Raw genomic sequence first — 25589 nt, forward strand, 5'->3', positions numbered from 1 at the left:
GTGGCGGCGGTGGTGGCGGTGGTGGAGGTGGCGGTGGTGGTGGAGGCGGTGGTGGCGGTGGTGCCGCTGGTTCGCCGCCGAAGTTGTAAATCAAGCTACCCAAGATAGAGTGGGTACGCAGACGGGTATCGGCTGTACGGCCGATTTGATCTACGAGGTTTACGCCTTCATGGTTGAAGAACCGATATTTCAGTCCAACATCCCAGCTATCGTTCAACGGAGCACGAACGCCTGCAAGCACTTGCCATGCAAAGCCTGTGTCCGAATCATCAATATAAGGTCCGGCAAAGACATTCGTGACTTCGGTCCGTGCAACGCCAACGCCGCCGCCAAGAAAGCCCTGAAGACCATCGTCATCGCCAAAGTCGAACATACCGTTCAGCATGAAGCTGAGAGCATTTACTTCGCCATTAATCGCTGTCGAACCAGAAAAGGTTGTTCCAGCGCCACTTGCTGACTGTGGGATACCAGGCGTACTGGCTAGCACACTATCGGCAGCCGCAGCTTTATATCCGACTTCAGCTTCCAACCGGAAACCACCGAAATCATATCCGACGATACCGTCGAAATCATAACCGGTGTCATGATTAGTTTCGAGCGCACCGTCTACGCCGGCAAGATCGATCGTCAGATCTTCGGCCAACATTGCACCGCCCTCGACACCAACATACCATTGGCCATCACGGGCCATGGCAGGTGTTGCCAGCGCTGTGGAGGCAAGCGCCATTCCTAAGGCAAGCTTCCGCATTTATATTCCCCTTCTCAATTAGGTTCTAAATTCACGCCGCTTTCTAGCGTCTTGCATCGACCAGTGCAAGCGGCCAAATCGCAGAACTGTTGCGAAAATGTCGCCATTTTCGGTGTTTAGCGCAAAAAATGGTCTCCAAATTTGGACGATTTAGGCAAACCGGTGTCTCAAGTGGCTTCAGAAATCGATTTTATGCACCGGACAGGACAATTCCCTGCGCTTCTAGCGCCGCCAATATCGAATCGATCACGCTACGCGCCTCAACATCCACAACGACGCCAGCCACCGGACTTTCGATTGGAGATGCCAATTGCCACGACCCGCGATACACCGCGATACTATCTGTCGATTCGATATAGACGCGCATCAACGAAAGCGGCGTGATATACAGCCAGCCATTGCCGGTCCAACCGGCTATTTCATCATCATGTCCCAGCCATTCGTCTGTGGCACCCGATCCGACAATCCAGCATTGTCCGGGCACCGGTATAATCGCTGCCGGATCGGTTTCGATCGCCTGCACCGCCGGATGTATCAAATGGTCGATGCGCGTGAGGGCTTCGTTATGGAACAGCTCCTTGTGTGCCTGACCTGCAGCGAGCAGCGGAAGCTTAAGACGGGCGGTTTCCAATATAGCCATAACGGGTTCTTTCCAGTGAGTTTACGAGAGTAGAATGGGGTGAATTCAAAGCGGTATTTCAAATACCAGCGCCGCGGACCGGCCGTGCGCCCCCACTTGGAAGATTTGGGCGCTTATATCACTGATATTATTTATGAAAAATGGCTCAATCTGAGCTGCAGGTACAGTGGTCAGCGGCGTTGCGGATTCTTGTAAAACGGGGACAACCGAACCGTCAGATGCCGATAGCTCAACCCTGTATTTCTCGACCTCTTCCGCCAGCGGCACTTCGACATGGTCGGACCAGATTGCTCCCGCCCGGGACCGACGGGTCCAGCCGATCGCCAGATCACCATTATCGAGAAAATTCCAAGTCGGATGAACCGGCGACCAGGGCAGCAAGGCGCGGCCTGGTGATGCTATTGATGCGGAAACCGGAGCGAGATCGTCCCGGCCGAGTGCAAAGACAGTGGTCGGTGAAAAAGCGGGATAAATGGCCGAAGCGATCTCCAGCATCGACGCCGCATCGAGCAATATGAAATCTTCATTCGCGCTATGCCACGCGATTTCGGCCTCCGTACCGCCCAACCCGCGGATCAGCCTGGTCAGACGATATTGCCCGTTCCCCAAGGGAACCGCCTCGGCAAACTGGATGACTTCCCCACCGATAACGGCGACATTGCTACCGGCCAGCAACTGCGATTCATCGGCATAGGCCAGCGCCATGGCCGGATTACGCATTTCGACATCGATAGAATTGAGCTGATCAATCAAGGCGGGGTTCGCGGGATCAAGCGTTCCCAAGGTCGTTCCCATGATTGTGGGCGCAGCTATCTGGCCGATGTAAGCGCCGGTTGCGCCATCAGGGCCGGAAGCAAAAAGCTGGGCGTTTCGCCACCCCACATCACCGGCAGCTGCCGCATAAAGCCTGGCTGAATCCGAAACAGCAGTGGGTGCATCAATAGCGAACGGCAGGTCGACCAGCACAAGGCGGGTCGATCCGGCGATAAGGTCCGAATCCGGTACGTTTCTGCCCTGTTCCGATTCGATTGGAGACAGATTTTTATTGCTATAGGCCCGGGTCAACGAAAGCTGCACGAACCCGCGCCCGATCTCGCATTGCCGGATGCGCCAAAGCCCCTCAAATGCGCCGAATCTGACCAGCAAACCGGGCCGATAGGGCTCTCGGCCCAAAGCCAAGGAAACATGCAACGACGAGCGTTCGTCAAATGCGGACCATAGCCCGTCTAATGCGAGCGCTCTGGCGTCGGTGACAGCCATGGTCGCCGGAAAATCCCGCGCCAGCGATATCCGGCCTGCCCCCGGGCGGGACGCGGACTGGATCCCCGACTGATAGTCGCGCGCCGGATCGTAATAGCGGACCGACAATTGTCTCGGAGTCGCAGAAATCGAAGCAGAACGCTGTTCGGGTAGTGCGATTTCCTGCCTGCCAGCCACGCGCACGAAATCGCCGTCGATCTTCAAGCCGGTCGCAGGATCTGCACCCAGGCGCACCTCCGCTTCGATCCGGTCAATGGCAACCGGATCGGACGAAAAGGATAGCGGAATCGAATCGGTCAGCGAGCGCAAGGCAGCGTGCCTGTCTTCTCCCCCGGCCGCATAGCCGATAAGCGCTTCACCCGCCGGCAGAACAATCCGGTCGCCCGAGAGGTCCGTGACAATTTCTGCAATGGACACCGAACCGTCGTCAGCAATCACTTCGAACGTCAGAGACGGGATCCGGTTGCCATATTCGGTCAGGTCCATGTCTTCGAAAACGGCCAGCGCCAGACCGCGATAGGCCGGTGTCCCGTCATTGGCTTCCGCACTGGCCATCAGCCCGTCGACGGGCTGGTCCTCGCTACCCGCGTGAAAGGTAAATTGCGTGGCCGTCTTGAAATCGCCGGCGACACCCCGGAAGATTTTTCCGTCCGCCCATATCCGGCCGATGCTCTGGACTTGGCGACTGGACAAGGCGACGGCGAAACAGGCAGAATAGCTGTAGATTGTCGTGCTCGGCCGGCCTTTTCCTCCACCTTCCCGGCTGCGGGTCTCTTTAAGATCGGTTGCCCAGACCACCGTCCCCGCAACCCGCATCCTGCCATATATGCGGGGGACTTGCGCTCCATAGCTCGACGTCTGAACGGCCAGTTCCTGCAAGCGCGGCCCTTCCCGCCCCTTTGGCTTGAACAGGACATTCTGGTCGACTTGCTGGCCGATCATGGCGCCTATGGCACCGCCGATGGGCCCGCCAATTGCGGTACCCGCGGCGGTCAACACCAGGGTCGCCATTCAATCCTCCACCAGCCTGAAAATCGAGACAATCGGCCAAGGGGCCTCGCCGGGACAGAATACGACCTTGCCAAGACCGGCATGGGCGTGAACAAAACCATCATTGGCGCGGATCAGGAAATGCCACTGGACCGGGCTTGGTCGGACCAGAACGATATCGCCTTCACATAACCCGGCTTCGGGCGGGAAGCGTATGAAACCGATATCGGCCATAAACGCGTTGATCGAATCCTCGGAACCGCCCCGGAGCGAATAGCCATTGGGTGCTTCGCAATCGACGTCAGCGGCAAGCAGACATTGTTCGGCCAGTCCGATGCAATCCAGACCATCTTTCGCATCCCGACCGTGCAGCCGGAATTCGGCCCCGCACAGAGACACTGCTTTTTTCGCCATTTTTGGTGATCCTTTTCCGGAGAGTTTCATGCGCCGCGATATCGCGTGAGCAAGTCATTGCCGGGGAGATAGGGTTCGCCGCGAAAGTTGAAGCTGTTGGCAAAGCGGTCGCGGCAGGTCGCGAAATTCTTGTTACAACCCTCGGTGAGCAAAACCCTCGCCCCTGGCGCAACCGGTTGAACGGGCTGGTCGGCCAGTCTGACCGCATCCCCCTGCCCGCTGACGATTGCATAGCTTAGCCCGCAATTCGGACCGTCGAGAAAACGCAGCGAACCGAACGCAAAATCCGCACCCGCGTCACCCACCTCATCAATCCCGATCTCATCCCCGCTGATCGTAATGATCCGGCCCTCCCGCTGGTGCCGGTGCAGACTGAGCTTGCACTGGCGATCACAAAATTCGGCCCGGCAGGTGGGCGATGTCAGCGGCGCGATCGGTTCGTCGAGAAAGGATGTCGCGCCCAGCATCTCGACCGTAAAACTGTCGCCCGATCTCACAATTTCACCAAATTCGCCGCAGATCAGCGGTAAAGGCTCCACATCCGGCTGCTCCCAGTCGACCAGCGAAATATAGAGCAGCGCCCCGTCCCAGCGTCCGGCGTCGAGATCCGTCTCCGCTATCGCAGCGCTCGTCACCACGCCGGAAATCTCGACATTGTCGATGTCGAGACTGTCGGACAGCGCGATAGAGGAGGGCACCATCCCCGGTGTCGCGCGATAGCGAAACCCGTCGATGACAAGGTCCCGGTCATGCGAGGCAAAGCCCAGCGCAACGCCGTCTTCGCGCTCCAGCCGCCAGAGATAGGTGCCGGTGGTTACGTCCCGATCCAGCCAGTCGAGGCTCATGATGTTTCCCGAACCTCGACCAGCAGCACCTCGGGAATATCGCCGGCAAGGAATGTCGCGTAATTCACCTGCAATTGATCGCTGGCGAAACGCACCGGCACGTCGAACAGAAAACCGGCGGTGATATCGCTGCCTTCCGTCGGCGGACTGTCAAATGCGATGACGCCGGTCGGACTCAACGACCAGCCACCGGTCAATTGCCCGCCCACCGCGACTTGCAGCGACTCCGGATCGGGCCGCGTGATAAATCGTTGCTGCAGCTCTCCGTCTGGATCACCGTAATTTTTGACCAGTTGATATTCGGTCCGCTGGCCATCACCCTTGCCAAGAAGCTGGTCTGTCGGCGTTGGCTCTCCAACCATTTCATTGGAACTATAATCATAGGGTTCGCGGAACCGAAACCCCTTGGCCGCACCTCTGCGCGCCCGGAAAAAGGCGATCAATATCCGCAATTCTTCCTCGCTCCTGATCCCCGGCCCGACATCAAATTCCAGCCGCGCATCGGCCCAGTCGCTGTTGCGTGTCTCGTGACCGGAAATGGTCGTCACGATATTGGTGGAGAAACCCGGCGACACGCTGGCCCCCTGGCCAATCGCGAGCGGGAATTGCACGTCGTCGAAGCCGTTCACATCCTCTTCCTTTTCCTGAAAATAGGTAAATCCGTCGCGCACAACCTGCGGCAGCGCCCAGACGAATATCTCCGGCGTGCCTCTCGCCCGCGCATCATCGATCGCATCGACCATATTGCTCCAGATGAAGCGATCCACCGATTGCAGCACGAAACCGGTGAAATAATGCTGCTGTTCGACCGGATAGCCGAGCCGCTCGCTTGCCAGTTCAATACCGCTCCCGGTAGCCGACCGGTTACCGGCGATCACCCAGTCATAATCTTCCAGCTGCAATATATCGAAGGCAGGCGAGGCCCAGTCGACCGGCATATTTGCCCGCTTCGCTTCGGGAGCATCTATATCCAGAATCGTCGGCAGATAGGCGAGCAAGAGCGTTTCGACTGGAGCCGCTCCCACTTCGTCTTTCACCGCGTCGAGCAGAGCGCCAGTTGACTCAGCCAGAATTTCTCCGGCCTGATCCAGCATGGCATTTTGCGCCGCCGTCTTCGGTCCGTCGATGCTGGCAATGCTGACCGAATTTTCGCCAAAGACTGCACTGGCCGCAGTGTCATAGAGACAGATACGCTTGTCTGGCATAATCCACCACCATGGCTCGCCGACCTGGAAACGGATCGCCACGCCCGCATCGCGGGCAATGGCAGTGAAGGCCCGCGCGACGGCCTGCAGATAGTTCATCGCGTCGGCGTTGGCAGGCGAAAGCAGCGTTGACGGCGGCTCCCAGCCGGTCAGAGCCGGATCGCCATTCTCCGCCCGCTGCTTCCAGTCACTCCAGCAATGCGCGTCGAACAGTTCGTAGGACAGCGACAGGATCACGGAAAATCCCATCGCTTCCGCACGGGATATCAGGTCGCGGTGCCACACAGCCGCCGGCTGGTTGATCGCGGCAAATTCTTCGCCCGCTTGCGGAGCGGAAAGACTGGCATATAGTCCCTCTCCGACCGTCTCCAGCCGGAAATAATGGCTCATCCCGAGATAATGATTGATCGACCCGCGATAGCCCAACGCCCGCGTCATTCGCAGCAACCGCTCGGGCGTCTGGTTGAAACTATCGTCATAAGCGGTTGCCATCGACAGACCGTTTTCCGGCACCATGATGTCACCAATTTCCAGCACCGCGCCCTGGCCATCGGTCCGGATAGCACTCATTTCGACCCATCCGGTCTTCGGCATGTCATAACGCGTACCAAGCTCGTCATATTCCGGCGGAATGATCGAGATGAACAGCCGGTCGATATCTTCGGGAAACACCGGATCGGCTTCTCCCGGCAACAGGAACCCGCCTTCGATCTTGGAAAATTCTATCGAAATACGCGCATCGGTCGGCGTACCGCTGGCATAGTTCCACAGCCGCACATACCAGGATTTCGGATCACCGGTCGCATCCCGCCCCTCGATGGTCAGCGTCGGACCATTGATCGCATCGAGCGGCATGATACCGTCAGACCGCCAGTGAAATTGCCAGCTGAGCCGCGAATAATCGCGCTCGGTTTCATAGGCGAGCAGCGGATGGTCAAGCGTGTCTTCGCTTTCCCAGATCAGCCCGGCCAGATCGTCGCTATTGTAGAAAACCGCATCCACCCGGAGCGCATCTGCTGCAGTCGTCACCACCGACGCCATCATCGGGCGCGGGAAATTGATCGTCCAGAAGCGAGGATCGAAACGCTGGATGAAGCTGCTCCGCTGTCCCGTTCTTTTTTCTGCTAGCCAAAAGCCCATATCAGCCCGCCTTCGCGCTCAGCGCATTGCGCACCGCCCGCGCCACCTGCCGGCTCGACCGACGCATCTGCTCGGGGGCGCTGCCCTGGCCGTTGTCCGAGATATTGATGGTAAGCCGGATATCGGGGGTAGTGCCAACCGAAGCCGGCTGCTCGATCCGCCCTGCTGCCGTCGGCACGAAAAGCTCCGGCCCGCGCTCTCCGACCATATAGGCGCGGCCACCCGTCACCGGACCACCAGTCGCCCGCCCCGGCACTCCGAGAAAGGCGCTGAGCAGAGATGTCCCCAAGTTGAGCAGACCGCCGCCGGACCCGCTCGAGCCACCGCCAAACAGCCCCGTCAAACCACCGCTGATCGCGGCGCTGGCAATGTCGTTCATCACCGACAGCGCGACCCGCCGCAAATCTTCAAAGCCCAGCGATCCGCGCCGGATAGCTCGGCTGAGCGTGGATTCCAGAGCCGATCCGGCCCGTTCGAGACCAGACGTAAAGGGGCCGTCCAGCTGCCCTTTCATATCGGCCACGTCCTTGGCAAAACCGGCGGTATCGGCACGAACGCTTACCACCAGCCGTTCGATTTCTTCATCCATCGGGGAAATCTTCTTTCAGTTTTTCAAATTGTTCAGTGCCGAGCGGGACGCTGTCGGCGAGGGCCGCAAATATGGTTGCCAGTTCAGCAGGTGTTGCCTTCCAGAACTGGTCGGGTGTCCAGCCGAGGACTGCGGAGACGGCGCCGGATAATTTATGTGTCGATGATGAAAAATCATTGTGCCCCGGCGAAGGCCGGGGTCCATCTCGAGACAGGTCGTCTGCCGAGCCAGCCGGAGATGTATCCCCGCCTTCGCGGGGGCACGCGTCACGCACCGCCGCCCGACAATATCTGTTTCAGCAGGATCTTCAGCGCTGGCGTTACCCCGGCGAGGCCCAGTTTCATCATTCCCTCGCCCAGCTGATCACGGGTCAGATGCTCCGGCCGGTCGCACGTAACATGCCAGAACAGCGTAACAATTTCCGACAGCAAAAGCCGCCCGCCGGCCGCCCGTTCGACCAGATCGAACAGCGACCCCAGTTCCTCCTCGGCGGCTACCAGAGCGGCGAAACTGGGCCGCAGAATCAGGCGCGTGCCGTCAATGACAATCTCTGCCTCGCCGCGCAGGGCATTTGCAGGCCGGTCAGACACTGGCGACCGCCCCGGAGCTTTCGAGGCTCAATGTGTAACTGCGCTCGCCATTATAATCGCCGCTATAGTCCAGCCGGGCGACGAGAAAATCGCCCTGCATCCGCTCGCCGCCCTCGAAGCTGAGTTCATAGGCGTCGATGATGCCACCCAGCGCATGGTTCTTGATCCTGATCTCCGCGTCCGAGCCGGTAAATACGCCGGCACCGGATACCGATACCGACCGCACCCCCGCGCCCGACAGCAACTGCCGCCAGCCGCTGCTATCCTTGCTGGTGATCGCCACCGGTTCGCCGTTTATCGACATTTGCGTGGTCCGCAGACCTGCGATCGTTGTGTAAGCGACCGGATCCTCCCCATCGCCAATTTTCAGGAGAAAGGCGCTGCCTTTTTCTGCTGCCATGTTCCGGTTCCTTTATGTTGTTTTTCTTTTGTCTCGCGGCAGTTCGCTACGCGAACGCCTCCGACAGGGCGGGCTTTCGCCCGGCGCGCGGTCGCGCTTGCCTCCGCTGCGCGTCGGTTCGGCGCTCCTGCTCGTGAGCTATAATTATTCCCTCAATACCCTCGCTCGATACTCGACCAACCCGCTCCAGGGACTGATTGCGCTGCGCAAAATTCGGGTCCGGCGGAAGGTGAAAGTAACGATCTGCCAGCCATCCGGATCATCCAGTCCCGGCTCCAGAGCCTCTTCAACCAGCGCCATCACCCGGTGCAGACGCGCCGCCGTCTCGCCGTCGTCGTGAACGATCAGCGCAAGACTCAACTCGCGTCCAACACCGCCTTTGTGGCTCCAGTCAAGCGAGACCCCGGTAGCCAGCGCGATATAAGGAAAATCGGCTCGTGGCGGCGGTCCGTCAAATATGCCGCTGACCAGATCCATCAACGCCGCATGCCCGACCAGCCGTGCTACCAGCTGCTGCTGTACCGCTTCCAGCGCGCTGCTCATCGCACGGCCCGCATCAGAAAGGCGACATCGCGCAGGCTGCTATTCTCGATCAGCCGTTGTTTCAGGCGCCGGGCTTCCACCTGGATTCCTCCGGCAGTCTCAGTTACCCGCACGTCACCAGACAATTCATCCACCAGCGCCGATTTGATTTCGGTTCTTGCGCGAGCCAGCCGCCGTTCGGCAATCGCCTCCCCGCGCTTCTGCAATTTTTCCATCATCTCGTCTCTTCCGCCTGCAGGATGGTTTTCGGGATCAGCCGATGCTCCAGGATGACGCTCGCTATGGTCATTGTTCGACCGCTCCAGAGCAGCCGGTCACCCGGTTTGATCGCCCGGGTTTCGCGCAATATGAACCGCCAGCGCGGCATCGACGAACGGCTCTCCGCTTCGCTGGCACTGCCCCCGTCCAGGGCCTCTGCCGCAGCCCAATATTCTCCGATGGTGCTATATTGTGGGTCAGCCGAGGCCAGCGCATCTCGACCGGCGGCCTGACGTTCGACGACAATGCGCTCGCGCAAGATTCCGGAAAATTCCTGTCCCATCACGCCATCCTCATACGCCGATAAGGTCGCCACAGCGCGGTCACCGCACTCGGCGGGCCACCGGCATCGACACCGTCGCGATTGGCGTAGAAATATCCCGCCATCCGCACGATCCCCTGGCGCAGACCCGCAGGTAGTTCCTCCCAATCCGTCGCCAGACCGCTCATATAGGCCACCCGGATCCGCGACCCCCCGTCGCTGCGACGCAGCCTTATCCATCCGATTCCTTCGCTATCGATATCGACGGCATAGTCCTCGACCGCCAGCACCGATGCGGTTCCGTCTGCGGCGACAAGCTCGACCGAAATAATGGACTGCACCGGCAACCGCTTCAGCTTTTGCCATGCCTGCCGCGCCGGCAAGATATCGGTCACCGACCGGACGAGCAGCATCTGGCCGGTAAAATCCTCGCACAAGGACGCCGCGCTGCGCAAAAATGCGTCAATCGCGGCATCATCGGCCTGATGATCGATCCGAACAAAATCCCTGACCTCTGCGATCAGCGCTGCCGGTAGTTCCGGCCAGTCTGCAATGGGGAAGCTCACGGTCGCGGCATCCTTTCACTTGGGTTTGAAATATGCGCCCGTGCCGGATCGAGAGGGGGAGCAGCCGGCACGGGCGCGCTGCACCGAAGCGCAGCAAGGGCTTCAATCAGAAGGTTTCAGGACGCGCTGAACTGCATCAGCTTGATCGCTTCCGAATTCATGATCTGCCCGCCAACCCGCCTGGTCGCGTAGAAATGGACAAACGGCTTGTTGGTGAACGGATCACGCAAGATGCTGGTCGCGCTGCGTTCGGCGATCAGATAGCCGGCCCGGAAATTGCCGAAGGCGATCGACAGGCTGTCGGCAGCGATATCGGGCATGTCCTCGGCCTCGACCACCGGATAGCCGAGCAGGGTTGCGGGCTGTCCACTGGCGAGCGAAGGCTGCCACAAAAAGGCGCCATCCGCCGTCTTGAACTTGCGGATATGCGCCAGCGTCGAACTGTTCATCACAAAACTCGCGCCCTGCCGGTAGGCGGGACGGAGCGTGTGGACCAGATCGACCAGCACATCCTCACTGTCGAAACTGCCTGACGCGCCGGACGGCACATATTGCAGCGACCCGAAGTCGCGGATGTCGTCACTCTCGTCGGTCACCGCCGCGTTCAGAAAACCGCGCGGCTGATTGACACCCGAGCCGCCGACGAAGGCCGCTCCTTCCGCCTGGGCAAATTCGCGGGCGATCTCGTCCGCCAGCCAGGATTCCACATCAAAAGCCGCATCATCGAGCATCGCTTGCGAGGCCGCCGGATTGGCGTAAAGCTCACCGCTCGGCGGCGCGATCTCGTTGAAATCCGGCGTATCGGTTTCCGGCCGCCCTGCGGTCTCGCTGACCCAGCCGGATGGCGTGCCGCCGGTTGTGACCAGCTTGCGATAGCCCGCACTGCCAGTCCGCACGACCGTCGCAATCGACCGGATCGGCGAAATATCTTTCAGCGTAGCCCCGATCAGCGCGTCAATTTCCTGCGGCACGGCAAAACCGCCCTCGGGACCGGAAGCACCGGAGAAGCTCTTCAGCTCGACGCCAGCCTGCTCCCCGCGCCGAAGATATTTGGTGACAAAATCCTGCGCGGCCGGAGAAGTCGGCATGCCTTTCGCACCATCGAGTGCCGGCCTGGCCGCAACCTTGCCGATTGCATCGACCTGTCCCTTCAGGCCATCAACATCGCCGCGCAAGGTCGCAATCGCCTTGCCGTGATTTTCCGTTTCCTCGGCGATCAGCACCGCATCGAAAGATGCTTCGAGCGGTTCGGCCTTGGTTTCCAATGGGGTTTCGGGAGAGAGTTCCATAATATTCCTTTCCTTGGTTTTTCCTTCATTCGAACGTGAAAATCGCACGAAGTCACAAAGCCACGAAACAGGTCGTTCCTCTTCGTGACTTCGCGTGTTCGCGCGAAAAAATCAGGGCTATTCAACCAGATGGACGCGCGCCAATGCCTGCATCGGAGACGTCACCAGCGAAATCTCCGCGACATCCAGATCAAGCAATTCGCGCGGCTGTTCGCCCGCCGCTCGCTTGACGCGATAGCCAAAGCTCAGCCCCTTCACCGCCGCACTGGACAGGAGCGCCGCGGCATCCCGCCCGGCCCGGGTTTCCGTCGAGACGGTCCCGATCACCCGCAGACCGCGCCGGTCCTCGCGCGCAAAATCGACGCTGCCGATCCGCCGCATCGGGTCATGTTGCCACAGCAGCGGCAGGGATTTTCCTTCCGCCAAAATGCCGAACGCCCCGGGCCGGATGATATCCCCGCCCTTGTCGACACGATCAAAGATCGCGGCATAACCAGCGAAGCGCACGGTACCGGGATTGTTTGAAGGAGAATCCGTTCGCCCTGAGCCTGTCGAAGGGCCCCTCCCGGCAAGCGAAGCTTCGACAGGCTCAGCACGAACGGGCGTCTGCATCCCCATCACGATACCAGGTGCCCCAGACCCAGCCGCATCGCGATCCCGACCAGCAGCAGCGCCAGCGTCCCCCGCACGATCCAGCGGATCGCCGCTTTCCACGCGCTCGCCTTCGCGTCACGCCAGGCGCGAAGCAGCTCGCGCAGTTCGTCAATATCATCCTCGGCACCGGGATCGGCCAGCCCCAGCCTGTCGAGCACCCGCACAGCGCCGCTGTCCGTCGCTTCCTCGACAATCGCGCGCAGCGTCACAAGATCCGCGCCATCGCCTTCCGCTTGCGCCATCAGGCGGGCGAGCATTTCGTTGTTTTGCATTTGATTGACGTTCCTTTTTTGAGCCCCTCCCCTTCAGGGAAGGGGTTGGGGTGGGGCCTATCGGTCAGCGCAAAATTCGCATTCGCGAGCGATGCTGAAGCATCGCCACCACCCCAACCCCTCCTCTAAAGAGGAGGGGCTTTACCTTCTTCAAACCCCCAGCATCGCCCGTTTCTCTTCCGGCGTTAGAAAATCCGCCTCGCAAACCTGCTTCCACAACCGCTCCCGATCCTCCGACAAGGCCGGAATCTGGTCGCGATCCACCGCCAGCTTCGCGTCCGGCCACCAGCTGCCCAGTGCAGCGGAAAGCCCGTCCAATATCTTCCCCGCCAGCGGCAAGATCGTCAGCCGCCACAAAGCCCGGTTGGCCTCGCGGTAATTGGCGTAGCTATTGTCTCCCGGCAGACCGAGCAGCATTGGCGGCACGCCAAAGGCCAGCGCGATCTCCCGGGCGGCCGCTTCTTTCAGCGCGACAAAGTCCATGTCCGCCGGAGTCATGCTGATCGACTGCCATTTCAGACCGCCCTCAAGCAGCATCGGCCGCCCGGCATTGCCGGACCCGGCAAAACTCGCCTCCATCTCGGCCTTCAGCCGGTCAAACTGCTCCCCGGTCAGCGCCGATCCATCGGCCCCCGGATCATAGACCAGCGCCCCCGAAGGCCGCGCTGCATTGTCTAATATCGCCTTGTTCCACTTCGCCGCCGCATTATGCACCGCCACCGCTTTCGCCGCAGCGCCCAGACAGCCGAGCCCATAATGGTCATCGGTCGGGTGGAAGCCCTTCAAGTGCACAATCGCCGGCCGGCCCATCGCATCCTGCGCCGCAAAGCGGGTGCGATGTTCGCCTGCGCGGTAATTATAGGCGACCGGCCAGCCCTTGGCATCAGGCTCGACGGTAATACGGTCCGGACGAAGCGCGTAAAGCTCGGCCGGCCGATCATCCTCGGCACAGATCACCTGCACGTAGCTATTGCCATGCAGCAACAGATGCGCGGCGATAGTCTCCAGCAACGACTGGCTGGTCCCTGGACCATCGACCAGAACCATGACCTTTTCGTCCACCGGCAGCAGCGGCGCGCCGCCAACCCCCTCGGCGACAATCCGCACCGCCCGCTGGGCAATGGCGTTCTCGACATAGGCCTCGCGCACCCGGCCCTCATATGAAAAAGGCGCGTCCCCCGAAAGAGCCGCGCCACCATAAGTGCCGATATAGCTGCGCCCCAAAGGCGGCCGCGATGGTCCACCCCCGCCCTTGAACGCGAGCGCGATATTTTCCCAAAATGTCATGTTTGTTCCTTTGTTCCTCGGCAAAGATCGAGGCCCCGCTAACGGACCCGCGGCACCCGCGCTTTCCCCAACATCAACTCCGTCAGCGCCCAGACCAGCGCATCCGCGCGATCCGGCGACCGGCCCGGCCCTTCGTAGCCGCCGCCGGTCAGCAACCCGCACATCTCGTCTTCCAGTTGCGGGAACGCGCCGACATGATGCACCCGTCCATTTTCATAAAGCGCCGCCACCGGTTCCGCCCGTGCAACCTTGCCGCGCGCGGCGTGGACCAGTTTGACCGGCAACGAAATCTTCGCCGCGTGCAGCACCGATTTGACCATCGCTCCGCCCTGATTGGCTTCCGCAATCACACGGTCGGCATCGAAGCGATCCGCTGCATCGGCCACCTTGCGGGCCCATGTTTCGGGACTGGCCCTTCCCACGCTGCAGTCGGCCATAACATAAGCTTTGCCATCCGCGCCCAGTCCGGCAACGATGATCCCGCAGGCGTCGCCCCTTGCCGAGGCTGGCGGATCGACGCCAATGACTATTCTGGCAAAACCAATCTCCCGTTCGTCTCGAGCGACGTTGCGAGAAACCCGACACTCCTCGATCATCCCCCTTGTCCATAGCGCGCCCTCGACATCCGTGATCAACTCGCCATCCAGTTCCTGACGCCCAAGCCTTGTTCCACCATAATCCGCTGTCATCGCGGTGAGAAAAGCCACCGGCAGATGCAGGTCATTATCCTGCGTCCGGCCTCTTGTAATAGCCGCCTCGCCGCCAGCCAGAGCCCGCACCAGCGGCACTGGACGCGGCGTGGTTGTGGCAACCATCTGCGGACGATAACCGAGGCGCAGACCCATTTTCAGATTGTCCCAGGCCGCTTCCGCCTGTCCGGCATTGTTCATCCATTTGGCAATCTCGTCGCACCAGCCGTGACTATGTTGAGGGCCACGCAATCCCTCCGGTTCAGCGGCGGAATAGAGATGCGCCTGCGCGCCATTTTCCCAGGTCAGCCGCTTCAGCGACGGTTCCCAGACCGGCCGTTGCGTTGGCGGCGCGATCGACAGCAGGCCGCTCTCCCCTTCGACCATCACCGTCCGGGTTTCGGCATAGTTCGCACCCACAAGCGCGAAGCGGGCACTGCCGTCGCATTCGGCAATCTGCCGCACCCATTCGGCTCCGGCCCGGGTTTTGCCAAAGCCGCGCCCCGCCATGATCAGCCAGATTGACCAGTCACCTTCGGGCGGTCTCTGTTCCGGCCGGGCCCAGAAATTCCAGTGGTACAGGATGTCCTGCTGCTCCCGCCGGTTCAGCGAGGAGAAAAGAGCCCTGCGTTCCCGCGCGCTCGAATCCGCATAAAACTCCGCATCGGTCAATTCATTCATCATTATCGGAGGCCGGCGGCTTTGCCTGACCTTCGGCCAGTTCGCGACGCCTGAGCAGCTTTGTCCGCATATCGGCCAATTTGCGGTCGAGGTTGATGCGTATCTGTTCCGGACTGATATCATCCTCTATTGCGCGGGTCAGCGCCACCATCTGCTTGTGCGCCAGCAATAATTTGACGCCAATGCCGTCATTATAGTGCTTCACCGTCGCAACCTGCTTGCCTTCATGGAAAACGGGTTTCTCGACGCCGTTACGCGCACGGTCGAGCAAATCCATTTCCAGCAGCTCGTAGCCGGCGGCCAGAGACCGCATCCATTCCCGTAGAAACTCCGGATCCCGCTCGCGCCAGTGATACACGGTCGACACCGCAACACCGGCCGCCTTGGCCGAAGCCGACACGTGCGAACTTATGGCAAGATTTTTCAGGAACTTGAGCTTGCCCCTGTGGTCATAACATCCCCCGACTCTTGATTTCGGCATAATATACTCCGCACCGGATCGGCGCGAACCGTCCGGACATAAAAAAGGGCCTTCCGGTCCGAAGGCCTCGCCGGTCCGGCGGGATCATTCAGAGCTGGTCGGCCCGAATCACAATTTCGCGATGTTCCTGATATGTACCCAAATAGCGTGACGATGTCAAGTATTTTGTACCTATTTGGTAAAATTTGAATCGAGATCGATGGTCGGAACCACATGCTCGCTGATATATTCAGCCGCCATTTCCGCCAGTTCCCGGCCGAGATGCCAGTCAAGTATCTGCATATTCGGAATGATCGGCGGATTGACCAATATATCCTGCTCGCCGAGCATTTCCTTTGAAGCCATCCGGCTTGCGACCACCATCGACCGCGACATGATTTCGACAATCGAGGGGAATTCTGCATCCCGTTTGCGGCGGAAGATCACGTCGCGCAGCAAGCGCCAACGGCCGCGAATGTCACCATATAGGGCCTTGGTCCGCCATATTTCATGCGGATCACCTAAAGACACGACAATATTCGGTCCGGATTTCAGCCCGTGCATGACCTTGACCGGGACATTGTCGAGCACCCCGCCGTCGACCAGGATATTGCCGTCCTTGTCGATAAACGGCGGCAATATGGTCGGCAAGGATCCCGAAGCCCGCACGCATTCCCACAAAGGTCCGCGCCGGTGAATATGCAGGCCGTTGGTCGACAGGTTGGTCGAGACCCCGAAAAAATTGATCGGCTGGTCGGCAATATCCCGGGTGCCGTAACGGGTTCTGAGCTCGCTGTCGAACACCGTCGGATCGAGCAGCGAGTAGATTGGCAAAGTAAGCCGTTTCATCGCCTTGGCGTGGATGAACATCGCCTCCATCTGGTCGAGCGTCTCGTCGACCGTCATGCCGCGGGCAATCGCGCCGCCCATCGCCGCGCCGGCGCTGGCACCGCCGATGAAATCGATCGGAATATCCGCCTGCCGCAACGCCTTGATCACGCCAAGATGGGCACAGCCCAGAGCCCCGCCGCCAGCCAGCACCACGCCAACCGCACGACCGGTCAGGAAACGGGCGACCTTGGTAAAATCCGCATCATTGTCGAGCGCGACATGATGATGCAATTTGGGGCCACGCGGATCAATCCACTCGCTGCTCCTGCTGATTGATTTGTCACTGCTTTTCCGAAGCAACAGCAAGGTCCGCTGCGGCTCCGCAATCGAGCGCATCGCCGATATTTCCATCGCGTTCGGTTCGGGATCTGCCTGACCGGGCCGCGCCACCATCACCAGCGCATCGGCGTTGCGGCACACCATCTGCCCCCAGTCCTCCGGGCCGCTGCCGTCGATCAGGACATAGGCGCCCTTGGCTTCCTGCTCTGCCAGCCAGGACTGATATTCCCCGCTGTCCGCCGCTTCGCTGGTTCCGCGATCAAGCGGCACGACCGGCGTGCCTGCCGCGACCACCGCCTCAAACGCCTCGGCCATCCGCATCAGAAACCCGTCGGGCAAGGCGCCGTTTCCCGCAGGCAGCAGCGCAATCACCCGCGGATTATTCGATGTGATCGACGATGTTCGCGCGGTCGCGACCGCCAGCCGTTCGGAAACCAGCTTCAGCATCGCCGCGTATAATTCGGGATGGCGCAGAGCGATTTCGTCAAAGGCCTGCCGCGAGACCTTCCGCACCATCGAATCACGGGTCGCGATGACATCGGCTGTGCGTTTTCCACCGGCAAAAAAAGCCAGCTCTCCGACCGCTTCTCCGGTTTCGATATGGGCGACAATCCGCGCCTTGTTGACCACGACCCGAAACCGTCCGGACTCGACAAAATACAGTGCGTCTGCGTCGTCACCCTGGCGAACCAGCGCCTCGCCGCCCGCAATCTGCTTCATCACAGAGGCATCTTGCAACGCGCCCAGGGCTTCCGGGGACACCCCCTGAAAAAGGGCCTTCCGCCCCAGATCCGGTATTTTTGTTGGTTCAGCCAATCTATGTTCCCTGTCGGCGCGACCCGAACTGGTCCATTATCCAGCCAAATCGTCGCACAATCAAGGCTTTAGACATCAATTCAGATGACACATCAGTCCGCGACTGGGTGCCACCTCGTTCGCCAGCATCGCCAGATAGGCGGTTTGCAGGGCATCGCGTCCGTCCAGCCGCTCGACCGTCAGATAGGCACTGGCGCCTGCAACAAATGCGGAAAACTGCTCGTCTACCCGCGCCCGGAACGCCGCCGGTCCGATTTCCTTCATCAGACTCTCTGCAGCCGTGGGGGCAAAGAACAGCTCCGGCTTGGGACCTTGCAGAGCATCGGCACCGCCGCGTTCGGAAATATGGGTCGCCCCGACCAGGGAGCTGAATTTCAGATTATCGCCCCAATGGGAATGAATAGCGCCAAGCAGCTGGCTATTGCCGGCAAAATCAACCGAGACGGTCGGCTTCGCGGCATCGGCAGCCGACAGATTGTCATAGGTCAGAACCTCGTCATAAAGCCCTGACTGCTCGACAAACGCCTTGTTGCCCGCCGATGTCAGACCAATGCGCCGGATTTTGGGACTCAGGTTTTTCGCAACCATCGCCAGACCGAGCGAGGTTTTTGACGACGCGCTGGTCATCAGCAGCGCCTCTGCCCCGAACCAGTCATTCGAGCGCATGAAATGCTCGATCAGGAAGCTGGTGGTGAAGAGCGGCTGGAAGATCGCCCGTTCTGCCTCGAGCGGACTTTCGTCCTGCCCGAGCCGGTGATATTGATTGTAGATGATCGCCAGCCCCTGCCGGTGCGCAGCGCCGTCGACGAAGCCCCCGTCCTGTACGTTGGTCGGCGTGACCAGCAAATGGCTGGCCATCGGCAAATAGCCGTAGATCCGCTCGCCCACTGCGATATCGGCATTTTCCGAGGCCACCACGCTGGCGAATCCCCAGACCGGAACAATGCCCCATTGGTCATCACCGGTCGGGAAGAAATTCCAGTAGCCAAAGCCGTCACCGACCACGGCATATGTGATATTATTCGCTGTCAGGGCGTATTTCTCGACCGCCAGCAGGATTTGCCCGTCGGCCAGAGCCGGCATATCAGCCTCATGCCATTCGCTTTGTGCGAGATCCTCTTTCTTCACCCACAGACTGTGCATCATTTCGTCTCCATCTTCTTTTCCGGTTTTCGCCAGCATAGGCTCTGGAAAGCAGATGGCAAAAGCATTTGCCAAAAACCATTGGCCTGCTAATCCTGCCGCTCGGGAAAGAATATGCGCGATATGCGCCATCGGGGAGAAGTTTAGTGAGTGCAGCACCGGTTTCAGGTTTTGAAGCGGCGATCGTGCCCGTCACCAATATATCGGACTTTATCTGGGCCGGTACATGGGAAGGAGCCGAAATACTTCCGATCCCGCCGATGGTAGTGATATTGCTCGGTGCCGGCATATATTTCATGATCGGCCTTCGCGGCTATCCCCTGCGCCGGCTATTCCCGTCTCTCGCCGGACTGTTCAAAAAATCATCCAGCAGCGGCGCAGGCGAAATTTCTCCTTTCGCGGCGCTTTCCACAGCATTGTCCGGTCAGGTCGGAACCGGCAATCTTGCCGGCGTCGCGACCGCGATCACGCTCGGCGGACCGGGCGCCATTTTCTGGATGTGGGTAACTGCATTGTTCGGCATGGCACTGGCCTTTGCCGAAGGCTCGCTGGCCGTGCGCTTCCGCGAGCAGGCCGCTGACGGCACCTATCGCGGCGGCCCGATGTCCTATATCACCATCGGTCTCGGCCCGAAATGGACATGGCTGGCGATATTATTCTGTCTCGGCACCTTATTCTCCGCGCTGGTTACCGGCAACGGTATTCAGGCCAACAGCCTCGGCGACAGCGCCAATGAACTGTTCGGTGTCGAAGAATGGATTGGCGGCGCGGTCGCAGCCATTGCGGTTTTCGTCGTCATCATCGGCGGGATCAAATCGATTGGCCGGGTGGCCGAAACCATCGTTCCGTGGATGGCCGGAGCCTATCTGCTGATGGCCCTGATCGCGCTGATCATCAACCTGCCCGACCTGCCGGAAACCTTCGGACGGATTTTCGGAGGCGCCTTCAACGCGCAATCGGCCAGCGGCGGCTTTCTGGGCGCAGCGATCATCATCGCCATTCGTGCCGGTGTCGCTCGCGGTCTGTTCTCCAACGAGGCGGGCCAGGGATCGACCCCGATCGCCCACGCGGTCGCACAAACCAACGACCCCGCGGCACAAGGCCGTTTCGCCATGATGGGCACGTTCATCGACACGGTTGTTATCTGTACGATGACCGCGCTGGTGATGCTGACAGTCGCCGGCGACTTCACCTTTACCGATGCCAATGGCGTCAAACAGGTCGTCGAACACGCATGGCAATCGGATCTGAACGGCTTTGCCATGACCTCCGGCGCCTATGCAGCGGCCTTTCCCTTTCCCATCTTCGGCATTCCGGTCGGCACACTGATCGCGTCGGTGGCGCTGATCCTGTTCGTGTTCACCACTTTACTGACCTGGAGCTATTATGGCGAGCGGGCGATCACCTATCTTTATGACCTGACCCCGGGATCGACCCTGAAGGGTGAAAACCGGCTTCACTTCACGTGGCGAATCCTATGGTGCCTGGTGATCTTCGTCGGCTCTTTCGCACCGCTCGAGCTGATCTGGCGCATGGGCGATATTTCCAATGCGGTGATGACCTTGCCCAATATTGTCGCTCTGCTGGCGCTTTCCGGTGTTGTCTTCGCCCTGGCCAAAGGCAACCGCTCTGCCGGTAGCGACCATGGCCGCGAAACGCCAAAGGAATTGCTGGAAGAAGTGACCGGTGCGCCCGGTCACTAGATGTTGGATTTCTTGAAACACCAGCGCCGGACGCGCCCATCTGCCTGCGCGGCGTTGCTCGCTCTGCCCAGAAAACTACCGAGCGAAGCGAGGCAAGGCCGACTGGCCGCCGCGCCTTATTGGCGCGAAAGCCAAGGGCGCGGATGCGCCCGCCCGGCGACTAAGGTCTAAAAATAATGCTGAAACGCCTCTATGAATGGATGCTCGAAAAGGCAGCCCATCGGCAAGCCACGAAATGGCTCGCCGGGATCAGTTTTGCCGAATCCAGCTTCTTCCCGATCCCGCCCGACGTCATGCTGGCACCCATGTGTCTGGCGAAACCGGAGCGCGCTTATTGGTACGCACTGATCTGTACAATCGCATCGGTGCTCGGCTCGCTCCTCGGCTATGCGATCGGCTATTTTGTGTTTGAAGCGGTCGGCATGCCGATCCTCGAATTTTATGGTGCGGCGGAGAAATTCGACGTTTTTGCCCAGAATTTTAATGAACAGGGCTGGATTGTCGTCTTGCTGGCCGGCTTCACACCATTACCGTTTAAGGTCATCACCATCGCCGCCGGCAGCACCGCAATGCCGCTCTACATATTGATCGGCGCGGCGATTGTTGCCCGTTCCGCGCGCTTCTTTCTGGTTGCCGTGCTGCTGCGCTATTTCGGTCCGCCGATGAAGGCGTGGATCGACAAGAATTTCGCCTTGGCGACGACCGCGGTCGGCGTCCTGTTCGTCGGCGGATTTGCCGCCGTCCGCTGGCTATTGTGACAAGGAACAAAAGCTTTTAGCGGAACAGCTTTTTTTTAATGGTACAGAACCAAAGGATTTCCTAAGGCTGAACGATGAGCACAAGACAGGTTTCAAACAGCAACGATCCTGTGATCGAGAATATCGAGCAGTTGATCAGTCCGATGGCCGAAGGCGAGAAGCCGAAGGATCGCTGGCGGATCGGTACCGAGCACGAGAAATTCGTCTATTCCACCACCGATCACCACGCGCCCAGCTATGACGAACCCGGCGGCATCAGGGACCTGCTGCACGCGATGCAGGAATTTGGCTGGAAGCCCGTTGAAGAAGGCGGCAAGGTCATCGCCATGTCGGGCAGTGATGGCGCGATCAGCCTCGAACCAGCCGGCCAGCTTGAACTGTCCGGAGCGCCGCTCGAAAATCTGCACGAGACCTGCAACGAAACCGGCCGCCATCTGCAACAGGTCAAGGCGATTGGCGAGAAGACCGGCACCGGTTTCCTCGGCATGGGCATGTGGCCGGACAAGACCCGCGCCGAATTACCGATCATGCCCAAGGGCCGCTACAAGATCATGCTCGACCATATGCCGCGCGTCGGCAATCTCGGCCTCGACATGATGCTGCGCACCTGCACGATCCAGGTCAATCTCGACTATGCCAGCGAAGCCGACATGGCGCAGAAATTCCGCGTCGGCCTGGCGCTGCAGCCTCTGGCAACAGCCCTGTTCGCCAATTCGCCCTTCACCGAAGGTAAGCCCAACGGTTACCAGAGCTTCCGCAGCCATATCTGGTCCGATACCGATCCGCACCGCACCGGCATGCTGCCCTTCGTGTTCGAAGAGGGTTTCGGCTACGAACGCTACGCCGAATATATGCTCGACGTGCCGATGTATTTCGTCTTCCGCGATGGCAAATATATTGACGCCGCCGGCCTCAGTTTCCGCGATTTCCTGAAAGGCAATCTGTCAGTCCTGCCGGGCGAAAAACCGACCATGTCGGACTGGACGGACCATCTCTCCACCGCCTTCCCCGAAGTACGCCTGAAAAGTTTCCTCGAGATGCGAGGTGCCGACGGCGGCCCGTGGAACCGCATCTGCGCCCTGCCCGCATTCTGGGTCGGGCTGCTCTACGACCAGACCGCACTCGATGCCGCCTGGGACCGGGTCAAGGGCTGGACCATGGAAGAGCGCGAAGCGCTGCGCAACGGCGTGCCCAAGCTCGGGCTCGACACACCGATTCCCAATGGCCAGACGCTCAAAGACCTGGCCGCGGAAATTCTCGACATATCGTCGGCTGGCCTGACCGCGCGCAATCGCCTCAACACCAGCGGCGACAATGAAAGCGGCTTTCTCGACCCGCTCCGCGAAGTGGTTGCCAAAGGCAAATCACCGGCAGCACAATTGCTGGAACGCTATCATGGCGAGTGGAATGGCGATGTCAGCCGGATCTATGACGAGATGAGTTTCTGACCGGAATCATGCTGCATGCCTGCCTGTAAACCGGGCTAAAACTCGAAAGCGGGCTGACTGTCGCTTTCATCCGATCCGGCGGACGCTTCCGCGCCTTCCAGATTGGCCAGCGTCAATCCGAGCAGCCGCACGCCATTTTCCACCGGCATGATGCTATTCAACAGATCGCGACCGATGCGCGCAAATTCATTCTTGTCCGCGACATAATGGTCCACCGAATGGGACCGCGTCACCTGCCGGAAATCGGCATATTTCGCCTTCAGCGTCACCGTCCGTCCGCGCGCTTCGCATTTCTCGATACTGTTCCAGACGATATCGATAATATGTTCGAACGCGTCGTGCATGTCGCTGTCGCTGACCAGATCATCGCCATAGGTCCGCTCGCCGCCGACCGATTTGCGAATCCGGTTGGACCGCACTTCGCGATGGTCGACCCCGCGCGAGGCACGGAAGAGATAACCCGCCGACTTGCCGAAATGCTGGCTGAGAAATTCCTGCGATTGCGCGCGCAGATCGGCGCCGGTGTGGATATCCAGCTTCGCCATCCGCTCCGCCGTCTTCGGGCCGACGCCATAGAAACGCCGTACCGGCAGCCCGGCGACAAAATCCGCACCCTGATGCGGCTTGATCACGCAAATGCCGTCGGGCTTGTTCTGGTCCGATGCGATCTTGGCGATGAACTTGTTATAGCTGACCCCGGCGCTGGCAGTGAGACCTGTCTGTTTCTTGATCTCCGCCCGGATCATCTCGGCGATCCTTGTCGCATTGCCGATCCCCATCTTGTCCTGGGTCACGTCGATATAGGCTTCATCCAGCGACAAGGGCTCGACCAGATCGCTGTGCATGCGGAATATCGCGCGGATCTGCTGCGATACCTCGCGATAAACCTCGAACCGGTGCTTGACGAAAATCAGGTCGGGGCAGCGCCGTTTGGCGGTGACCGAGGCCATCGCCGAGCGCACCCCGAACACGCGCGCTTCATAGGATGCCGCCGCCACGACCCCGCGCTTCGAGGAGCCGCCCACCGCCACCGGCTTGCCGCGCAATTCGGGAAAATCCCGCTGCTCGACGCTCGCAAAAAACGCATCCATATCGATATGGATGATCTTGCGCTGGAGCAGATCGGGGGTGGAATCAGACATGGCGTCAGTCTAGCGGCAGTTTGCACGCTTGGGGAGCGGCTACATTTCCTCGCTCAGCGATTTCCGATAGCTTTCGATCAGCTCGTCGCTGGCATTGACACGGATCGTCTCGTCCAGGCCCGCGCGCATCCCGCAACTCATGAAATCCCCTGCTTCGGGATATAGTTTATAATCCGGCCGGCCATTGGCAAATATCTCCAGCCGATTGTCCAATATCCGGAAGATCGGTATCGCGCGCCCTTCCGACACCGGGATATACCAGCCCGTTTCCATGTCGAAATAGAGATGCGAAGCGTAGATGCTGCACAAATGGGCGTTGGCACCCACGGAGCTACCCTTGATCTCGTAAAGCCCGTCATCCGCGCGCTCGATCAATATCTCGGTCATCGAGGCACCAACCAATATAGGCGATATTCGGGCAAAAAGCTCGGAGCCCACCACATCTGCGGGAAGCGGCAGAACATCGTCGATGAACAATGCCGCCTCTCCGCGGGTCAGCCACTGGTTCTCGCCGAGCAAGCCCAGCAACTGCCCCTTGCGATCGCCATAGCTTTTCCGGATGCAGTCCGCGGGATATTCGGCCACGCCGCACAGATTGCGCTGCTTCAACCAGGCCCGCTGGCTTGCGATGACGCTGGCATCAATACTCTTCGCGCGTTTGTACAAGATCGCAATATCGCGATCAGCCACGCGCAAATCGCTGGCATATTCACCGCAAATTTCCCGTTCGACCGTGCTGGCCGCCTTGGCACAATCAAAAGACGGCTGCGCATCCGCTGCCTCCTGTGCGGCATTTGCAGTCACCAGTTGCCGCGCTTCTTCGGCGGTCAGACTTACATCGCTTAACCCACCGCGCAGGATGATGGCACCGCGAAAATCGCTCCTCGCCAGATCGGGCAACTGGCGGGGTCCGATAATCGTCCGGTCAATTCTGGCACCGGCCAGATCGACAGCATGCAGACCAAAACTGTGCAGCGTGGCGTCTGTGAAATCCGCTCCCTTCGCACTCATTTTTGCCCCGCCCTGATAGACCGGGCAGCCATCCGGCACCGTGATGCCGCATGCGAAAGTGAAACCGGTCATATCGGCGCCGTCGAGATCCCAGCCCTCGACACTGCCCTCGAACCAGCCGCCGTCGAAATGGCCACGGGAGAAATCGGCACCCTTCGCTGCCACATCCCGCAAACCGGCGTTGCGGAACAGGACACCGGACATATGGACGCCGTTCATATTGGCGCCGCTCAGGTCCGCTTTGACGAACCCGACGCCAGACGCCGACGCACCCGCAAAATTCGCGCCCGACAGATCGCTTTCCTCGAAGCAGACGCCGGGAAAGGACGTCCCGCTGAAATCCCAGCCGGAGAAATCGCCGCCTTTGATGATTTTCAGACCGGCCTCCCGCGTACCGGTCATCCGCATAAAGTCGGATGGGGTCTGTATCGACGCGCCGTCGATCTCGCGGTGAGGCGCATCGGTAAAGTCCTCGGCCCAGATATCGCCATAGGCAGACTGGCAGCCAAATCCTGATTGTGACTCTGCCGCTTCAGCGCTGGCTACGCTCGCGCCGCCCAGCGCCATCCCCGTGAATACCAGTCGCAGCAACATTCCGCTCTTCATGCAATTTCCT

Annotated in this window: 27 protein-coding genes; 3 read left to right on the forward strand and 24 right to left on the reverse strand. The window is 59.9% G+C overall.

Translation table 11 applies throughout. The annotated features are described in order from the left end of the window. The 22 genes from AACZ86_RS11825 to AACZ86_RS11930 all read right to left on the reverse strand — a co-directional run. Window positions 1-748: outer membrane beta-barrel protein (locus AACZ86_RS11825; RefSeq protein ID WP_339692822.1), on the reverse strand; the 748-nt coding region annotated here is incomplete at its 3' end. Between the two features lie 190 nt (window positions 749-938). Continuing rightward, the gene (locus tag AACZ86_RS11830; RefSeq protein WP_339692824.1) at window positions 939-1388 is read right to left on the reverse strand and encodes a DUF2793 domain-containing protein; all 450 of its coding nucleotides are present in this window, start codon (window positions 1386-1388) and stop codon (window positions 939-941) included. A 45-nt stretch (window positions 1389-1433) separates the two neighbouring features. After that, a complete protein-coding gene (locus tag AACZ86_RS11835; protein ID WP_339692825.1) occupies window positions 1434-3659 on the reverse strand; it encodes a phage tail protein in 2226 nt (741 codons plus the stop codon). Continuing rightward, window positions 3660-4052: a peptidoglycan endopeptidase gene (locus AACZ86_RS11840; RefSeq protein ID WP_339692827.1), complete on the reverse strand. Its 393-nt coding sequence runs from the start codon at window positions 4050-4052 to the stop codon at window positions 3660-3662. A gap of 26 nt (window positions 4053-4078) precedes the next feature. After that, window positions 4079-4897, reverse strand: coding sequence for a DUF2163 domain-containing protein (locus tag AACZ86_RS11845; RefSeq protein ID WP_339692829.1), 819 nt, complete (start codon window positions 4895-4897; stop codon window positions 4079-4081). Continuing rightward, window positions 4894-7242 carry a DUF2460 domain-containing protein gene (locus tag AACZ86_RS11850; RefSeq protein ID WP_339692831.1) on the reverse strand — a complete coding sequence of 783 codons (2349 nt, stop codon included), beginning with the start codon at window positions 7240-7242 and terminating at the stop codon, window positions 4894-4896. The genes AACZ86_RS11845 and AACZ86_RS11850 overlap by 4 nt, the downstream gene beginning before the upstream one ends. A gap of 1 nt (window position 7243) precedes the next feature. Then, window positions 7244-7831, reverse strand: a complete 588-nt coding sequence (locus tag AACZ86_RS11855; protein ID WP_339692833.1) for a tail tape measure protein — start codon at window positions 7829-7831, stop codon at window positions 7244-7246. Continuing rightward, complete coding sequence (locus AACZ86_RS11860) at window positions 7824-8105, reverse strand: phage tail assembly chaperone (RefSeq protein WP_339692835.1); 282 nt, start codon at window positions 8103-8105, stop codon at window positions 7824-7826. Before AACZ86_RS11860 ends, AACZ86_RS11855 begins: the two co-directional genes overlap by 8 nt. Next, window positions 8098-8421: a gene transfer agent family protein gene (locus AACZ86_RS11865; RefSeq protein ID WP_339692837.1), complete on the reverse strand. Its 324-nt coding sequence runs from the start codon at window positions 8419-8421 to the stop codon at window positions 8098-8100. Before AACZ86_RS11865 ends, AACZ86_RS11860 begins: the two co-directional genes overlap by 8 nt. After that, window positions 8414-8821 (reverse strand): phage tail protein, encoded by a 408-nt coding sequence (locus AACZ86_RS11870; protein ID WP_339692839.1) that lies wholly within the window; start codon window positions 8819-8821, stop codon window positions 8414-8416. The genes AACZ86_RS11865 and AACZ86_RS11870 overlap by 8 nt, the downstream gene beginning before the upstream one ends. A 144-nt stretch (window positions 8822-8965) precedes the next feature. After that, the gene (locus AACZ86_RS11875) at window positions 8966-9364 is read right to left on the reverse strand and encodes a DUF3168 domain-containing protein (RefSeq protein ID WP_339692841.1); all 399 of its coding nucleotides are present in this window, start codon (window positions 9362-9364) and stop codon (window positions 8966-8968) included. After that, entirely contained in the window at window positions 9361-9582 is a 222-nt protein-coding gene (locus AACZ86_RS11880; protein WP_339692843.1) for a hypothetical protein, read from the reverse strand. Before AACZ86_RS11880 ends, AACZ86_RS11875 begins: the two co-directional genes overlap by 4 nt. After that, on the reverse strand, window positions 9579-9905 hold the full coding sequence (locus AACZ86_RS11885; RefSeq protein WP_339692845.1) for a head-tail adaptor protein: 327 nt from the start codon (window positions 9903-9905) through the stop codon (window positions 9579-9581). The genes AACZ86_RS11880 and AACZ86_RS11885 overlap by 4 nt, the downstream gene beginning before the upstream one ends. Further along, window positions 9905-10450, reverse strand: coding sequence for a hypothetical protein (locus tag AACZ86_RS11890; protein WP_339692847.1), 546 nt, complete (start codon window positions 10448-10450; stop codon window positions 9905-9907). The genes AACZ86_RS11885 and AACZ86_RS11890 overlap by 1 nt, the downstream gene beginning before the upstream one ends. Before the next feature lie 116 nt (window positions 10451-10566). Beyond that, window positions 10567-11739 (reverse strand): phage major capsid protein, encoded by a 1173-nt coding sequence (locus AACZ86_RS11895; RefSeq protein ID WP_339692848.1) that lies wholly within the window; start codon window positions 11737-11739, stop codon window positions 10567-10569. A gap of 117 nt (window positions 11740-11856) precedes the next feature. Continuing rightward, a complete protein-coding gene (locus tag AACZ86_RS11900) occupies window positions 11857-12246 on the reverse strand; it encodes an HK97 family phage prohead protease (protein ID WP_339692850.1) in 390 nt (129 codons plus the stop codon). A 110-nt stretch (window positions 12247-12356) separates the two neighbouring features. Beyond that, the gene (locus AACZ86_RS11905) at window positions 12357-12665 is read right to left on the reverse strand and encodes a DUF6127 family protein (RefSeq protein WP_339692851.1); all 309 of its coding nucleotides are present in this window, start codon (window positions 12663-12665) and stop codon (window positions 12357-12359) included. A gap of 150 nt (window positions 12666-12815) precedes the next feature. Then, complete coding sequence (locus AACZ86_RS11910; RefSeq protein ID WP_339692853.1) at window positions 12816-13952, reverse strand: phage portal protein; 1137 nt, start codon at window positions 13950-13952, stop codon at window positions 12816-12818. A 38-nt stretch (window positions 13953-13990) separates the two neighbouring features. After that, complete coding sequence (locus tag AACZ86_RS11915) at window positions 13991-15325, reverse strand: terminase family protein (protein ID WP_339692854.1); 1335 nt, start codon at window positions 15323-15325, stop codon at window positions 13991-13993. Further along, entirely contained in the window at window positions 15315-15803 is a 489-nt protein-coding gene (locus AACZ86_RS11920) for a hypothetical protein (protein WP_339692855.1), read from the reverse strand. The genes AACZ86_RS11915 and AACZ86_RS11920 overlap by 11 nt, the downstream gene beginning before the upstream one ends. 171 nt (window positions 15804-15974) lie before the next feature. Then, window positions 15975-17768, reverse strand: a complete 1794-nt coding sequence (locus AACZ86_RS11925) for a cyclic nucleotide-binding and patatin-like phospholipase domain-containing protein (RefSeq protein ID WP_339692856.1) — start codon at window positions 17766-17768, stop codon at window positions 15975-15977. A 75-nt stretch (window positions 17769-17843) separates the two neighbouring features. After that, window positions 17844-18950, reverse strand: a complete 1107-nt coding sequence (locus AACZ86_RS11930) for a DUF2855 family protein (protein ID WP_339692858.1) — start codon at window positions 18948-18950, stop codon at window positions 17844-17846. A 107-nt stretch (window positions 18951-19057) separates the two neighbouring features. Between AACZ86_RS11930 and AACZ86_RS11935 the strand changes: the two genes are divergently transcribed. From AACZ86_RS11935 to AACZ86_RS11945, 3 genes are all read left to right on the forward strand, one after another. After that, window positions 19058-20614 (forward strand): alanine/glycine:cation symporter family protein, encoded by a 1557-nt coding sequence (locus AACZ86_RS11935; protein ID WP_339692860.1) that lies wholly within the window; start codon window positions 19058-19060, stop codon window positions 20612-20614. Between the two features lie 176 nt (window positions 20615-20790). Next, the gene (locus AACZ86_RS11940) at window positions 20791-21372 is read left to right on the forward strand and encodes a YqaA family protein (RefSeq protein WP_339692862.1); all 582 of its coding nucleotides are present in this window, start codon (window positions 20791-20793) and stop codon (window positions 21370-21372) included. A gap of 74 nt (window positions 21373-21446) precedes the next feature. After that, on the forward strand, window positions 21447-22820 hold the full coding sequence (locus AACZ86_RS11945; RefSeq protein WP_339692863.1) for a glutamate--cysteine ligase: 1374 nt from the start codon (window positions 21447-21449) through the stop codon (window positions 22818-22820). A 35-nt stretch (window positions 22821-22855) separates the two neighbouring features. Here AACZ86_RS11945 and dinB read toward each other — a convergent pair whose 3' ends face one another. Both dinB and AACZ86_RS11955 read right to left on the reverse strand, forming a co-directional pair. Next, window positions 22856-23962, reverse strand: coding sequence for a DNA polymerase IV (dinB, locus tag AACZ86_RS11950; RefSeq protein WP_339692866.1), 1107 nt, complete (start codon window positions 23960-23962; stop codon window positions 22856-22858). Between the two features lie 39 nt (window positions 23963-24001). Continuing rightward, the gene (locus AACZ86_RS11955; protein WP_339692868.1) at window positions 24002-25579 is read right to left on the reverse strand and encodes a pentapeptide repeat-containing protein; all 1578 of its coding nucleotides are present in this window, start codon (window positions 25577-25579) and stop codon (window positions 24002-24004) included. Between the last annotated feature and the right edge of the window lie 10 nt (window positions 25580-25589).

The organism is uncultured Parasphingorhabdus sp. (assembly GCF_963975735.1).
In the GTDB taxonomy this organism is placed as follows: domain Bacteria; phylum Pseudomonadota; class Alphaproteobacteria; order Sphingomonadales; family Sphingomonadaceae; genus Parasphingorhabdus.